Raw genomic sequence first — 14,057 nt, 5'->3', positions numbered from 1 at the left:
CATGGTCTCCTCCAGAACCGGGCAGATCGCCTGCCGCGCCGGGTGCAACGGGAAGTCAACGCATTCGGTAAGGGTCGTCCATTTCGATGTTGGTTTGCCACTATGGTGGCGTTTCATGATGCGCGTCCCCGTCCCTGCCCGGCTCAGAAAGGCCGTGCGCAGATGGTTCGACTCCCGGTACATCTCCATCGCCGATCACCGCCAGGACATCCGGGACGCGCTCTGGGAGGTCCAGACCCTGCGGCGGGAGATGGCGACCCTGCAGAACGAGGTCGAACGGCTGCGGAGTGCCCGCCCGGCGGCGGCCCCCAAGCCTGACCCGGCGCTCAGGGCCCAGCTCGACGACACCCACCGGCTCGCCCAGGAGACGGCCAAGGCGCTGGACGGCGTGCTGCAGAACGAGGTCCTGGTCTGGCAGGCCATCGACGACCTGCGGGCCCGGCGCGACGAGCCGGGCAGGCCCGAGGAGCAACCGTGCGCGTGACCTGGAGCGCCGGCACGACCCTGACCTTCCGGCTCGACCCGGAGGACGAGATCACCGGCCAGGCGTCCGACGAGTACCCGATCAAGCTGGCCACCAACTCGTGCTCCATCGGCGGGGTCCCCGGCGACGCGCACCCCGACCTGTACGCCGTGGCGTCCTGGACGATCGTCGCGCCCTGGACCAGGAGGCGGATCACGTTCGACCGGGCCGTCTCGGCGGAGCTGGCGCAGGCGCTGCACGACGGCTGGGGGATCGAGGCGGGGCCGGTGGGCGCGCAGCCCCGGCGGCCGGGGGCCAGGCTGGCGATCTCCTACAGCGGTGGCGCGGACTCCGTGGCGGCGGCCACGATCTTCCCCGAGGCCCCGTTCGTGCACTTCCGCCGGGTCGCCCACCCGCGCGTCCCGAACCGCTGGCCGCACTACCGCTCCGACGTGCTGGCCAAGCTGGCCGCGCGGACCGGCCGCGAGCTGAGCACGGTCACCTCCGACCTGGAGTACACCCTCGCCGAGCCCCGCCCCGGCTATCCCGAGCACCACGCGGTGGCCGCCGGCGCCCTGCTCCTGGCAGACCGGCTCGACCTGGGCGGCCTGGGCTTCGGCTACGAGATGGGCTCCCGCTGGCTCGGCGGCGGCCGCTACCTGTGGCGCTTCACCCCCGACAACCCGATGTGGGCCCCTCACGGCAGGTGGGGCCGCCTGTTCGCCGCCGCGGGAGTGCACATCGTGCTGCCCGTGGGCGGTGTGAGCGAGGCCGTCACCATGCGCCTGGCCCTGGGCTCGCCGCTCAGGGAGCAGGTGCGCTGGTGCCTGCGCGGCACCGACGGCCCGTGCCGCAACTGCGGCAAGTGCCTGTACAAGGAGCTCATCCAGGCCGCCGTGGAGCGCCGCCCGCTCGACACGCCGATCACCGCCGACCGCCCCGTGGCCCGCAAGTACCTCAAGAAGCCGCCGTACGGGGGCCAGGAGATGATCCAGTACGGGCTGGCCCGCGTTCCCGGGATCGAGAACACGCTGTTCGCCCCGGCGCTCGACTACTTCGACGTCTCGGAGGAGTCCACGAGCTGGCTGGACCGCTGCTACCCGCCGGCCCTGGAGGAGATCCCGGAGCGGTGGCGGGCGCAGGCGGCGGCGTTCATGGAGGAGAACGTCGGGCTGATGACGGAGCCCGAGGTGCGCAGGGTCGAGTCGTGGGGGAGCGCGTGAAGGTCTATCTGTCGGTCGACATGGAGGGCGTGACGGGTCTGACCGACCCCGAGGAGATGCACGCCGGCCAGCGCGGGTACGAGCGGGGTTGCGAGCTGATGACGGCCGACGCGAACGCGGCCGTCGAGGGCGCCTTCGAGGCGGGCGCGAGCGGCGTGCTGGTCAACGACGCCCACGGCTCCACCAAGAACCTCCGCATCGACCTCCTCGACCCCCGGGCGAGCCTGATCAGGGGGCCTGGCAAGGCGCAGCGCATGGCGCACGGGCTCGACGGCTCGTTCCAGGCGGCGGGCTTCGTGGGCTACCACGCCCGCGCCGGCGTGCCGCACGGGGTGCTCAACCACACGTGGATGGGCAAGGAGATCCAGAACGTCTACCTCAATGGCGAGCTGTGCGGCGAGACGCGGCTGGTCGCGGCCTGCGCCGGGTTCCACGGGGTGCCGGTGGTGCTGGTGACCGGGGACGAGGCCGTGGGCGAGGAGGCCCGCGAGCTGCTCGGCGACGTCGAGACCGTCGCGGTGAAGAAGGGGATCGACAAGTTCTCGGCCGAGCTGCTGCCGCCGAGCGTCGCTCAGACCCGGATCCGTGAGGCCAAGGCTCGGGCGCTGGGGCGGTTGAACGACTTCACGCCGTACGTGGTGGAGGCGCCGTACACGCTCGGGGTGGAGTGGAACTCCACCGCCATCGCCGCGGCCGTGTCGCTGATCCCTGGCGTGACGGCGGCGGGCCCGCGGCACACGGAGTTCAGCACCGGCGACTTCAACCAGATCATGGCCCTGTTCGGCCTGTTCGCCTCCATCGCCGGCCAGGTCGCCTGCGGCAGCGGGCCCTATGGCTGACAGCCCCGGCTCCGAGAGCCCCGGGCCCGACAGCCCTGCGTCTGACAGCCCTGCGTCTGACAGCCCTGCGTCTGACAGCTCTGTGTCCGGGAGCCCTGTGTCCGAGGGCTCCAGGGCCAGGAGCAGGGGCGGCGTGCTGACCCGGCGGGGGCTGCTCGTCGGGATCGGGGCGGCCGGTGGCGCGGGCGCCATGTACGCCGCGATGGGCGCGCTCGGCCTGGCCCCCACCGGGCAGGACAAGGAGTACACGCCGCCGCGCCAGGGCGACTTCACGCTGAGCGGCAGGGCCTCGGCCAAGGTCGTGATCATCGGCGCGGGCGTGGCCGGGCTGACCGCCGCGTACGAGCTGGGCAAGGCCGGCTACGACTGCACGCTGCTCGAAGCCCGGCAGAAGCCCGGCGGCCGGAACCTCACGCTGCGCGCCGGCGACCGCCTGACCGAGCTGAACGGCCCCGCCCAGGACGTGAGGTTCGGCCCGGGCGTCTACTTCAACGCCGGCCCCGGCCGCATCGCCCAGTGGATGGTTACCCTCGACTACTGCCGCGAGCTGGGCATCCCCATCGAGACCTTCATCAACAACAACGCCTCGGCCTACGTCCACACCAACGGCCAGACGGTCAGGGCCCGCACGGCCCGAGCCGACATGTACGGATATATCGCCGAACTCCTGGCCAAGGCCACGAACCTCGGCGCCCTGGACAAGGCGCTCACCAAGGACGACAGGGAACGCCTGCTGGAATTCCTCAGGCGGTTCGGCGACCTGGGCCCGAAGCTCGACTACGAGGGCTCCGCGCGCCGGGGTTTCATGAAATTTCCGGCCATGGACGGCGGGATCCCCATGCCCGACCCCGGCACCCTCCACCAGGTCCTCGCCGCCGGCACCGGCCGCGCCATCACCAACGACTTCGGCTACGAGCAGGCCACCCCCATGTTCCAGCCCGTCGGCGGCATGGACGCCATCGTCACCAAGCTCCAGCAGGCCGTCGGCCAGGACAGGATCAGGACAGGCGCCAAGGTCACCGGGATCACGACCCTGGACGACGGCGTCGAGGTCACCTACACCGGCGGCACGCTCAAGGCCGACTACTGCATCGCCACCCTCCCGCCCCACCTCCTCGCCAAGATCCCGCACAACCTCGGCGCCCGGATCACGGCCGCGCTGAGCACCCCCGTACCGATCGCCGCCGGCAAGATCGGCCTGGAGTACGGCAGGCGCTGGTGGGAGCTGGAGGACCGCATCTACGGCGGCGTCACCGAGACCGACCTGGACATCACCCACATCTGGTACCCGTCGCACGACTACCACGCCGAGCGCGGCCTGCTCGTCGGCTACTACAACACCGAGCGCGCCGCCGAGCTGTACGGCGCCCTCACCCCGGAGGACAGGCGGCGCAGGGCGCTCACCCAGGGCAAGAAGATCCACGGCGAGAAGTACCGCCAGAACCTGCTGTCCAGCGTCTCCATCGCCTGGGAACGCCAGGAGCACATCCAGGGCGGCTGGGTGCGCTGGCCGTCCGTTGATTCGTCCTTCACTCTTCTGCAACGCCCCGCGGGAAGGGTCTACTTCGCGGGCGACTGGCTCACCCATCTGATCGCCTGGCAGGCGGGGGCCATGGAGTCCGCCCGCGGCGCCGTCACCCAACTGCACAGGAGAGTCCTGCAGTCTCCGTGACGTCGCCCGCTGCTCCCGGGAGCGCAAGTAGGCTCCTGGGAGAGGCGATCGAGGAGATGGAATGACGTTGCGCTGGGTGCCCGCGACCGGACGGACCGACCTGCTGGCCGATCCGGTGGCCCGTGCCGTGCCGAACGTGGAGGGCGTCGAGGTGGCCGAGATCGATCCCGATCTGGCCGACACGGCGGCGTTCTGCGAGAAGTACGGCGTGACCCTCGACGAGTCGGCCAACTGCGTCGTCGTGGCGGCCAAGCGGGGCGGCGAGACGCGTTATGCCGCGTGCATGGTGCTCGCGACGATGCGCGTCGATGTGAACGGCGTGGTGCGCAGGCACCTCGACGCCCGCAAGGCCAGCTTCGCCCCGATGGCGGAGGCGGTCGAGCTGACCGGCATGGAGTACGGCGGCATCACGCCCCTCGGCCTGCCCGAGGAGTGGCCGATCCTGGTCGACACGCACGTCGCGGAGCACCCGAGGGTGGTGATCGGCAGCGGTGTGCGCAGGTCGAAGCTGGCCGTCTCCGGCGCCGCGCTGGCCGGGCTGAAGAGGGCAGAGGTGCTCTCGCTGGGCGGCTGAAGGCAAACTGAGGCCGATTCGAGACCGTTGGATGGGAAACCGATGAGGCCGTTCTGGACGTTGTACGAGTGGGAATGTGGCCTCATGGTTCATCTCGTGGGCGGGGATTAAGCCGGTATGGTGCTTCATGCCATGAACGATGACCGACTAGGCCCTTACCGGCTGCTCAGGCGGCTCGGTGAAGGCGGGATGGGCGTTGTCCACCTCGCTGTCGACCCCCAGGGGCGGCAGGTGGCCATCAAGGTCCTGCGCGGAGAGGTCGCCGGTGACGAGGTCGCCAGGCGACGGCTTTCGCGCGAGGTCGAGACCATGCGCCGGGTGCGCAGCAAGTACATCGCCGAGGTGCTCGACGCCGATGTGACCGGTCATCGTCCGTACATCGTCACGCGTTACGTGCCGGGGCCGCCGCTCGACGAGATCGTCAAGAACGACGGGCCGCTCGACCTGCCCGCGCTGCTCAGGATCGCCCACGGGGTGGCCTCGGCGCTGGCCGTCGTGCACTCGGTGGGCGTGATCCACCGCGACCTCAAGCCCGGCAACGTGCTGATCCTCGACGGCGAGCCGGTCCTCATCGACTTCGGCATCGCCCAGGCGGTCGACGCGACGCGGCTGACGCAGACCGGCATGTTCATCGGCACGCCCGGCTACCTCGCGCCCGAGATCATCGAGGGCCAGGAGGCGGGCCCCGAGGTCGACATCCACGCGTGGGCCGGCACGCTGCTGTACGCGGGCACGGGCCAGCCGCCCTTCGGCAAGGGCACGCTGGAGATGATCTTCTACAACATCACCGCGGGCAAGGCCGACATCAGCGCCGCCCCCGCCGAGCTGCGGCCGCTGCTCAAGGCGGCCTTCCAGCGCAACCCGGCCAAGCGGCCCAAGGCCGCCGAGCTGGCCGAGCAGATCGCCCGGATGTTGCCCAAGCCGGCGCAGAGCTCCTCACCCGACGAGATCTCCACTGTTCCGCGCCCGGAGCCGCGCCCTGAGCCGCGCCCCGAGCCGGTCGCGCCGCCCCAGGTGACGGAGCGGCCGTCCTACGAGATCTCCACGCCGCCGGTCACGCCCAAGCGGCTGCTGGAGAACCAGGAGCAGCCGGCCGCGCCGCCGCAGCCGCAGGAGCAGCAGTACGTCTCGCTGCTGCCCAACCAGCCCGACCCGTGGCCGACCAGGAGGGTCTCGCCGGAGGAGCTGCGGCAGATCCAGCGCGAGGCCGGGGTCTACCCGCCGCAGTCGCCGCCGGCCACCGGCAACGGCCCGGCCGCGCCCGCGCATGGCGAGACCGACGTGCCCACGAGGCGGGTGCGCCCCGAGTCGCCCGACTACCGCAGGATGAACCCGGGCCCGCAGTCGGGCCCGAACCTCGGCAGGCCCGTCGTCGGTCCCGACGGCCGGCCGGAGACACCCGACTACGGCCGGCCCAACCCGATCCCGGTGCAGCCGCCTCCCTACATCCCGGCCCAGCCGCAGTTCCCGCCCGCCCAGCCGGACCGGCTGAGCACCAAGCGGGAGCCGTTCATCCCGGGCGCGCAGCCGGGCAAGCCGCTGCAGCGTTCCAGGGCGTACGGCGTGGCAGGCGCCATGCTGCTGATCCTGATGATCGTCGCGGCCGTGTTCAAGCCCGTGCTGGTGGCGATCGTGGCGATCCCTGTCGCGGTCCTGCTGCGCGCGGCCGACCTGGCGCAGCCCCAGCTCGCCGCCCGGCGGGCGGCGGGCGCGGCGGCGTTCGACGTGGTCAGGGTGTTCGCCTACCCGGGCGCGCTGGCCAAGTCGGCGGGCATCACGCTGGCGCTGGTGCTCTACGCGCTGATCCTGGGGCTCCCGGTCACCCTGCTGCTCACCGTGGTGGCCGGGATGGACTCCTACTACGCCCTGGCGTGGGGCGCGGCGATCGCGCTGTGGACGGTCTGCGCGGGCCCCGGGGTCGAAGGTCCGGGCAAGCAGATGCGCAGAACGCTCTCATCGCTCGTACCCTCGAGAACAGCGGCGATGGTGATGGCGGGAGTTCTCGCGGCGGGTGCCGCGCTCTCGCTGGGCCTCGCATCCAGCACGTTCGGGGACAAGCCTGAGGGGGAGGCCGTATGGACTCCGCTGGACGTCGGAGAAGTGGCCGAGCAGCTCAACCAGCTAGGGGGGAATTCCGGGGGATGACGCGGGGAAGGTGGCGATGAGCACCCAAGCACCAGAACGCCTCGGCCCGTATCGCCTCGTCAGGAAGATCGGCGAGGGTGGCATGGGGGTCGTCCATCTCGGCCTCGACGGTGAGGGACGCGAAGTCGCCATCAAGGTGCTGCATCCCCACGTGGCCGCCGACCTCAAGGCGCGCGACCGGCTGACCCGCGAGGTCGAGACGATGCGGAGGGTGCGCTCCCCGTTCGTCGCGGAGGTGATCGACGCCGAGCTCGTCGGGAGCCAGCCGTACGTGGTGACCCGCTTCGCCCCGGGCCGGACCCTGGAGGACACCGTGCTGGCCGAGGGCCCGCTGGAGGCCCGCCAGGTCATCCAGCTCGCCCAGGGGCTCTGCCGGGCGCTGGTGGCCATCCACGCGGCCGACGTGATCCACCGCGACTTCAAGCCGTCCAACGTCATGCTGGTCGACGAGCGGCCGCTGGTCATCGACTTCGGCATCGCCCACCTGGTCAACGCCACCCGGCTGACGCAGACGGGCATGTTCGTGGGCACGCCCGGCTACCTGGCGCCCGAGATCATCCGCGACTCCGAGATCACCCAGGCGGCCGACGTGCACGCGCTGGCCTCGACGGTGTTCTTCGCCGCGACCGGCGCGCCGCCGTTCGGCACGGGCACGTTCGAGTCCGTCTGCTTCAACATCATGGAAGGGCGGGCGCAGATCGACAAGGCGCCCGCGTGGCTGCGCGGCTGGCTCAGCCGGGCGCTGCAGGTCGAGCCGTCGGACCGGCCGGGCGCCCAGGAGCTGCTGCGGATGGCCAAGGCGCTGGACCCGTCGGTGACGACGTTCAACGAGGGGCCGACGGGGACGAAGCCGGTGGGCCGTACGCGGACCATGGACACGTTCTCCGACCTGCTGCCGCCGGTCGAGTACGGCCAGGCCGCGCCGCCGCCCTCGCCGACGCGGCACGAGGAGCGGCCCAAGCGCAGGGAGGAGCGGCCCAAGCGCCGCGAGGAGCGGCCGCCGCCGTACGTGCCCGCGCCGATGTCGGCCAGGCCCGCGCCGCATCCCGACCAGCGCGTGGCCGGCTACCCGCCGCCCGACCGGCGGCTGGTCCCGGCGCCCACCTCGCCGTCGCCGGTGCGCCCCTACACCCCGCCGCCGCAGTACACGCCGCCCTCGGAGCGGAAGCGGTACCTGTTCGGCAGCCAGGTGGTCGGGTTGCTGCTGCTGGTCACGCTGGTGGCGCTGACCGTCATGATGCCGGTCATGGCCGGAGCGGTGGCCGTCGCGCTCGCGTTCGTGCTGCGCATCGGCGAGTACCTCTTCGGCGACCTGGTCAAGCGCCGCCAGGTGCGCGGGAGCAGCGCGGCCGACCCGCTGCTCGCCCTGGTCGGCACGCCGTGGGCGCTGGTCAGGTCCGCGCTCGTGACGGTGGTGCACGTGCCGCTGGCGCTGCTGTTCGGCGTCTGCGTCTGGGGCGTTCTGTACTGGGCGGGGCAGATGGGCGTGAACGAGGCCGCGGCGTACGCGGCGGGCGCCTTCGCCGCGGGCCTGTTCGTGCTGCCCGGAGGCAGCGCGCCCCGCAAGGCCGTCACGCGCACGCTCACCGGCGTGCTGCGCAGCCCCGGCGCCGCCCTGGTGGCGGTCGTGCTGGTGGGCACGGCGGCGCTGTTCGCGGTGATGTTCGCGCTGGGCCAGGACACCTCGTGGGCGCCCTGGCGGGCGCCGGAGTCGGTGGTCAACGATCTGGCGAGCGAGGCGAGGCAGAGCACGATCGGCCTGATCACGGGGCTGATCGGCGATCTGCTCAAGGGGCTGGGGCTGGGGTGGCTGAATCCCTGGTCCTGAGTGTCCGCGCCGTTCCCCCGGGGGAGAGATGAGGTATGAGCGAGCGCCTCGGCCCGTACGAGCTTCTCTCCCGTCTGGGGGCCGGCGGATTCGGCGAGGTGCACCTGGCGCTCGACCCTGAGGGCCGGACGGTCGCGGTCAAGGTCCTGCATCCGCACGTCGCCGCCGACGGCGTGGCGCTGGCGCGGCTGGCGCGTGAGGTGGAGACCATGCGCATGGTCGGCGGGCCGCACATCGCGGAGGTGCTCGACGCCTCGCTGGAGGGCCCGAGGCCCTACCTCGTCACCCGGTACGTGCAGGGCCGCCCGCTCAGTTCCGTCCCCCTGCCCGTGGCGGACCTGCGGCGGCTGGCCTCGGGGCTGGCCGACGCGCTGCTCGCGATGCACGAGGCCGGGGTCGTGCACCGGGATCTCAAGCCCGCCAACGTGATGATGACCGAGGGCGAGCCGGTGGTGATCGACTTCGGCATCGCCAGCGCGCTCGACTCGCTGTCCGTCACCGCCTCCGGCGCGGTGGTCGGCACGCCCGGTTACCTGGCCCCCGAGGTGCTCGAAGGGCGGGCCGTGGGCGTGGAGGCCGACGTGTTCGCCTTCGGGGCGACGCTGGCGTACGCGGCCACCGGGCGGCAGCCGTACGGGCAGGGGCCCGCCTCCGCGGTCGCCTACCGGGTCGTGCACCATCCGCCCGATCTGGAGGGCGTGCCGGAGTGGCTGGAGCCGTTGTTACGCGAGTGCCTGACCACCGATCCGGCCGCGCGGCCCACGGCCGCGCAGATCTGCGCCAGGCTGGGCGTCGCACCGGTGCCTCACGCGCCGCGCGCCACACCGCGGCCCGCCTCCGACGAGATGAGCACCATGGAGTGGCGGCCCGGCAAGGAGCGTTACCGCCGTTCGGTCGAGGAGTCGAGGGCCAGGCACCGGGAGAAGGTGCGCAGGCGCTGGCTGATCGGCTCGGGGCTGTTCGTGTCGCTGCTGGCGGCCGCCGCCCGGGAGCCGCTGCCCGAGGTGTCGCTCTTCCTGCTGGCGGCGTACGCGCTGGGTGTCGTGTCCGACGCCGGGGTGGCGCTGTTCTCCCGCGGCCCGTTCAAGCGGGGCCGCCTGATCGCCGATGTGGTGAGCGTGGCGGGGGCGGTCGGCCTCTGCTTCGGGCTGGCGGCGACGTTCAGCACGTTCACGCTGGCGCTGTTCGCGGGCACCGCTCTGGTGGTGGGTGTCGTGTTCCTGCTGTCCGCATGAGCAGCAACCGAATAAAGTTCGGTATGGTAGTGGTGGTTACGCGCGGATCACACGTGCTGCTGGTTTGCGCGTAAGCTACCCATGGGTAACATAACCGCGAACCACGGCAGACCCTCTGTCGGATGCCCGGCGGGCACCTGGCAGTCTGGACAGATGCATTTCGGCGCCCACCGCAGCGAGGCGGGGGCGCACGCGAACTACGGGAGGTCGGCCACCGGCCATGAACATCGTCGTCTGCGTGAAGCAGGTCCCCGACACGGCGACCGAGCGCAAGCTGCGGTCCGATGACAACACGCTCGACCGCGACGCCGCTGACGGCGTGGTCAACGAGCTTGACGAGTACGCGGTCGAAGAGGCGCTGAAGCTCAAGGAGGCCCACGGCGGTGAGGTGACCGTCCTGACCATGGGCCCCGGCAAGGCGACCGACACCATCCGCAAGGCGCTGGCCATGGGCGCCGACAAGGCCGTCCACCTGAGCGACGACGCGCTGCACGGCTCCGACGCGCTGTCCACCTCGTACGCGATGGCCCAGGTGCTCAAGAAGATCGGGTTCGACCTGGTCGTCCTGGGCTCCGAGTCGACCGACGCGCGCACCGGTGTGCTGGCCGCGATGCTGGCCGAGCGGCTCGGCGCGTCCCAGCTCACGCTGGCCAACAAGGTCGAGGTCGACAAGGGCGCCATCACGATCCAGCGGCTCACCGACTACGGCTACGACCGCGTCGAGGCTCCGCTGCCCGCCGTCGTCTCCGTGGTGGAGAAGATCAACGAGCCCCGCTACCCCTCGTTCAAGGGCATCATGGCGGCCAAGAAGAAGCCGGTCGAGACGCTCGCCATCGGCGACGCCTCCATCGACGCGGCGCAGGTCGGCCTGGCCGCCGCCTGGTCCGAGGTGGTCGACTTCGCCGCGGCCCCGCCGCGCGCGGCCGGCACGATCGTCAAGGACGAGGGTGACGGCGGCGAGAAGGCGGCCGACTTCCTGGCGTCCAAGAAGTTCATCTGAGAACGGGGGTTAAACGGAAATGTCGGAAATTCTCGTTCTCGTTGAGCACGCCGAAGGCGAGGTCAAGAAGGTCACGCTCGAGCTGCTGACCCTGGCCCGCTCCCTCGGCACGCCCGCCGCCGTCTGGGCAGGCCCCGGCATCACGCCCGAGGCCAAGGCCCGCCTGGCCGAGTACGGCGCCGAGAAGATCTACGTCGCCGGCGCCGGCGACATCGTCGACTACGTGGTCGCCCCCAAGGCCGAGCTGCTCGCCCAGCTCGTCGCCGGCAAGTCGCCCGCGGCGGTGCTGGTGGCCGCCACGGCCGAGGGCAAGGAGATCGCGGGCCGCCTGGCCATCAAGACCGACTCGGGTGTCATCACCGACGCCGTCGGCCTGAGCGAGGGCTTCGTCGCCGACCAGTCCATCTTCGGCGGCGGCGTCAACGTGCACTCCCGGGTGCGCAAGGGCACGCCCATCGTCGCCGTACGCCCCAACTCCACCGCCCCCGTGGCCGCCGCGGGCGCCGGGACGGAGGAGGAGGTCTCGGTCACCCTCTCCGACGCCGCGAAGGCCGCCCGCGTGGTCGAGCGCGTCAAGCAGGAGAAGGGCGCCCGGCCCGAGCTGACGGAGGCCGCCATCGTCGTCTCCGGCGGTCGCGGCGTCGGCTCGGCCGAGAACTTCTCGGTCATCGAGGGCCTCGCCGACGCCCTCGGCGCCGCGGTGGGCGCCTCCCGCGCCGCCACGGACGCCGGCTGGTACCCGCACCAGTTCCAGGTGGGCCAGACGGGCAAGACGGTGTCGCCGCAGCTGTACATCGCGGCCGGCATCTCGGGCGCCATCCAGCACCGGGCCGGCATGCAGACGGCCAAGACGATCGTGGCCATCAACAAGGACCCCGAGGCCCCGATCTTCGAGCTGGCGGACTACGGCGTGGTGGGCGACCTCCACCAGGTCGTGCCCCAGCTCACCGAGGAGGTCAACAAGCGCAAGTAGGGGTGTTCCGGGGTAGCGGCGCGGTCTTCCCGCCTCGGCGCCACGCGTTCGGGGCCCAGACCGTGACGTCGGGGGGCACGAGCCCCCCGACGTGTCCCCCGGACCTCCGCATGCGTGATCCCGGCTCACCCGTATCGGTGGGAAGGCGGGACGAGATGTAGCGATGATTACATCGACTAGTCATCGCATCGCCGATTCGACTGGTTGAAGAAGTCATCGCTACATCACAGGCTTCGTCGGCCAAGCCTGTGACCGCCGGGCCCGTGCCGTCCGACGGTGCGTCAAGGTGCCGTAGCAAGATGCGGTCGCATCCACGGGTACGGATCGGCGAGTGGGGTTCGTCTTGCTCGACGGCCTTGTTGAATGCGCTGCAACGGTTCACCTGCCGTGTAGAAGCGTCCTCTTCCGCTGCCGTGTGCGACGAGGACTCCGGCGTTGGCCAGAGCGGCCAGATCGCGGGTGGCGGTCTGGTCCTCGACACCGGTGCGCTTGAGATAGCCGGCGCGCCTGACTCGGTAGCCCAAGACAGCTTCGAACATGGCATCGATCGAGCGTTCGGGCAGCAGATGTTCGGCGATGAGGGCGTCAAGCTCGGACCACGTGACTCCGGCCTCCTCGATCCGTCGAGCCACGGTCTGGGCCTGCATGTGGTGCGCACGCAGATTGAACGACAGCCAAAGATTCGCATCGTCGCGTGGTCGCCAGGAACCGTGCCCCGTGAGGGCCAGGGCGGAGTAGTAGTCCTCGGTATTCGCTCCAAGCCATTCCTCGATGCTGGAGAACTCGGGCTCCCCGATATCGGATCTGGTGAGCACGGATGTCGCAAGGGCGCGAGCCATGCGCCCGTTGCCGTCGCGAAAGGGATGGATCATCACCAGATTCAGGTGCGCCATGGCGGAGCGTACGATCGGATCGATCTCTGGCTCGGCATGCAGGCTCTCGACCAGCGTCTCCATGAGCGCAGGGACGTTCGCGGCATCAGGACCCTCATAGACCACGCGGTCCGTGCGGTCGTCATGCACAAAGACTGGCCCCTTGCGATACCGGCCGGGCGACTTCGATGGTTCATGTCGAAGCATCATGTAGTGCATCGCGCGAATCTCTGTGGAGTCGAAAGTCGAATAGTCCTCTTCACCCATCGCCAGCACGTAGCCCAAGGCGTGCCGGTATCCCTGGATCTCCAGGAAAGTCCGTTCATCTGCGCTGATCGGCTCGGCATCATCGAGCGCGGCGGCGGCGTCGTCCTCGGCGACCCGGTAGCCCTCGATGATGTTGGAGCCCCGAATCGCTCGCGCCAACGCGGATCGGCGCAGGTTGCCTTCCCAGCGCTTGGGGGTTCGCAGGACGTGCCGGAGCTTCTTGCGCATCTCATGGATCTCGGCCAGCACGGCTCGATCCTCTGAGCTCAGGGCGGGCGTTCTGTAGATCGGCGGATGTAGCGATGACGACTTCATCTAGTCATGATACCTATGACAAGGCTACTTCAATTAAACATTGCTTCATCGGCGACCCGCAGGCAGGGGGTGGAACGTTGCCGTTGAGCGCGATTTCGCCGTCCACCAGTGCCGCCCGCCGTCCGTCGTGCCGACGATCCTGGTGCATGGCTCACCCGATGAACTGGTGATCGGACAGGACCCGGCCGTCGCCGTCCAGGGCCAGGACGTCCAGACCGCCGCCGACGGCCTCGCCCGTACGAACCGACACCATCGACCACCGGACGGCGACCACGCGCGGCAGCAGCAGGACCGCCTGCCCGGCCGCCTCGAAGACGTGCTCGCCCGGCTGCACGAACATCTCGTAGGCGCGCGTCACCCGGGCGTCCAGGGCATCGTGGCCGTGGACCTCCAGCGGGGGTGCGGGGAAGGCGATGGCCGCGGCGGCGTCGCGGATCGCCTCGGGCGGGTCCACCAGGACGTGGACGGCGTCCTTCGCCCACAGCTCGCGGATGAGGGCGCTGCGCGCCGCCGGGTCGGGCTCGTTCCACTGGGCGACGTAACGGCCGGCCCACTGCTGCACATCGAAAGCGTTGCTCATGCCCGGCAGTCTGCGGCCAGGCCCTGCGGTCCCGCGATTCCCCGCAGGGAATCGCGCAGCCGCGGGCGTGC

The 14,057-nt window shown here is 70.9% G+C and carries 12 protein-coding genes; 10 read left to right on the top strand and 2 right to left on the bottom strand.

Going from position 1 to position 14,057, the window contains the following annotated elements:
- Window positions 1–115 precede the first annotated feature (115 nt).
- From ACBJ32_RS28665 to ACBJ32_RS28620, 10 genes are all read left to right on the top strand, one after another.
- On the top strand, window positions 116–484 hold the full coding sequence (locus ACBJ32_RS28665) for a hypothetical protein (protein WP_375129312.1): 369 nt from the start codon (window positions 116–118) through the stop codon (window positions 482–484).
- On the top strand, window positions 475–1,686 hold the full coding sequence (locus tag ACBJ32_RS28660; protein ID WP_375129311.1) for a DUF6395 domain-containing protein: 1,212 nt from the start codon (window positions 475–477) through the stop codon (window positions 1,684–1,686). Before ACBJ32_RS28665 ends, ACBJ32_RS28660 begins: the two co-directional genes overlap by 10 nt.
- A complete protein-coding gene (locus tag ACBJ32_RS28655) occupies window positions 1,671–2,525 on the top strand; it encodes a M55 family metallopeptidase (protein WP_375129310.1) in 855 nt (284 codons plus the stop codon). The genes ACBJ32_RS28660 and ACBJ32_RS28655 overlap by 16 nt, the downstream gene beginning before the upstream one ends.
- 97 nt (window positions 2,526–2,622) lie before the next feature.
- Complete coding sequence (locus tag ACBJ32_RS28650; RefSeq protein WP_375129309.1) at window positions 2,623–4,197, top strand: flavin monoamine oxidase family protein; 1,575 nt, start codon at window positions 2,623–2,625, stop codon at window positions 4,195–4,197.
- A gap of 61 nt (window positions 4,198–4,258) precedes the next feature.
- Entirely contained in the window at window positions 4,259–4,771 is a 513-nt protein-coding gene (locus tag ACBJ32_RS28645; RefSeq protein WP_357872064.1) for a YbaK/EbsC family protein, read from the top strand.
- A 132-nt stretch (window positions 4,772–4,903) separates the two neighbouring features.
- Window positions 4,904–6,916: a protein kinase gene (locus ACBJ32_RS28640; protein WP_357872067.1), complete on the top strand. Its 2,013-nt coding sequence runs from the start codon at window positions 4,904–4,906 to the stop codon at window positions 6,914–6,916.
- A gap of 16 nt (window positions 6,917–6,932) precedes the next feature.
- Window positions 6,933–8,744: a serine/threonine-protein kinase gene (locus ACBJ32_RS28635; protein ID WP_375129308.1), complete on the top strand. Its 1,812-nt coding sequence runs from the start codon at window positions 6,933–6,935 to the stop codon at window positions 8,742–8,744.
- A gap of 35 nt (window positions 8,745–8,779) precedes the next feature.
- Entirely contained in the window at window positions 8,780–9,979 is a 1,200-nt protein-coding gene (locus tag ACBJ32_RS28630; RefSeq protein ID WP_375129307.1) for a serine/threonine-protein kinase, read from the top strand.
- A gap of 220 nt (window positions 9,980–10,199) precedes the next feature.
- Window positions 10,200–10,979, top strand: a complete 780-nt coding sequence (locus ACBJ32_RS28625; protein ID WP_357872074.1) for an electron transfer flavoprotein subunit beta/FixA family protein — start codon at window positions 10,200–10,202, stop codon at window positions 10,977–10,979.
- A gap of 19 nt (window positions 10,980–10,998) precedes the next feature.
- Complete coding sequence (locus tag ACBJ32_RS28620; protein WP_375129306.1) at window positions 10,999–11,952, top strand: electron transfer flavoprotein subunit alpha/FixB family protein; 954 nt, start codon at window positions 10,999–11,001, stop codon at window positions 11,950–11,952.
- Between the two features lie 281 nt (window positions 11,953–12,233).
- Here the strand turns inward: ACBJ32_RS28620 and ACBJ32_RS28615 are convergent, their stop codons facing one another.
- Together ACBJ32_RS28615 and ACBJ32_RS28610 are read right to left on the bottom strand one after the other, a co-directional pair.
- Complete coding sequence (locus tag ACBJ32_RS28615; protein ID WP_375129305.1) at window positions 12,234–13,340, bottom strand: Fic family protein; 1,107 nt, start codon at window positions 13,338–13,340, stop codon at window positions 12,234–12,236.
- 217 nt (window positions 13,341–13,557) lie between these two features.
- Window positions 13,558–13,986: a hypothetical protein gene (locus ACBJ32_RS28610; RefSeq protein WP_375129304.1), complete on the bottom strand. Its 429-nt coding sequence runs from the start codon at window positions 13,984–13,986 to the stop codon at window positions 13,558–13,560.
- Window positions 13,987–14,057: the final 71 nt, after the last annotated feature.

The sequence above is a fragment of the Nonomuraea sp. GTA35 genome (assembly GCF_041950525.1).
Classification (GTDB): Bacteria; Actinomycetota; Actinomycetes; order Streptosporangiales; family Streptosporangiaceae; genus Nonomuraea.
This window is presented reverse-complemented; position numbering and strand designations above follow the sequence as displayed.

What these genes read in the sequence shown, in the direction of transcription:
- ACBJ32_RS28630 (WP_375129307.1), top strand. Translation starts at nt 8,780, where the DNA reads ATGAGCGAGCGCCTCGGCCCGTACGAGCTTCTCTCCCGTCTGGGGGCC.
- ACBJ32_RS28635 (WP_375129308.1), top strand. Translation starts at nt 6,933, where the DNA reads ATGAGCACCCAAGCACCAGAACGCCTCGGCCCGTATCGCCTCGTCAGG.
- ACBJ32_RS28645 (WP_357872064.1), top strand. Translation starts at nt 4,259, where the DNA reads ATGACGTTGCGCTGGGTGCCCGCGACCGGACGGACCGACCTGCTGGCC.
- ACBJ32_RS28625 (WP_357872074.1), top strand. Translation starts at nt 10,200, where the DNA reads ATGAACATCGTCGTCTGCGTGAAGCAGGTCCCCGACACGGCGACCGAG.
- ACBJ32_RS28640 (WP_357872067.1), top strand. Translation starts at nt 4,904, where the DNA reads ATGAACGATGACCGACTAGGCCCTTACCGGCTGCTCAGGCGGCTCGGT.
- ACBJ32_RS28620 (WP_375129306.1), top strand. Translation starts at nt 10,999, where the DNA reads ATGTCGGAAATTCTCGTTCTCGTTGAGCACGCCGAAGGCGAGGTCAAG.
- ACBJ32_RS28610 (WP_375129304.1), bottom strand. Translation starts at nt 13,986, where the DNA reads ATGAGCAACGCTTTCGATGTGCAGCAGTGGGCCGGCCGTTACGTCGCC.
- ACBJ32_RS28665 (WP_375129312.1), top strand. Translation starts at nt 116, where the DNA reads ATGATGCGCGTCCCCGTCCCTGCCCGGCTCAGAAAGGCCGTGCGCAGA.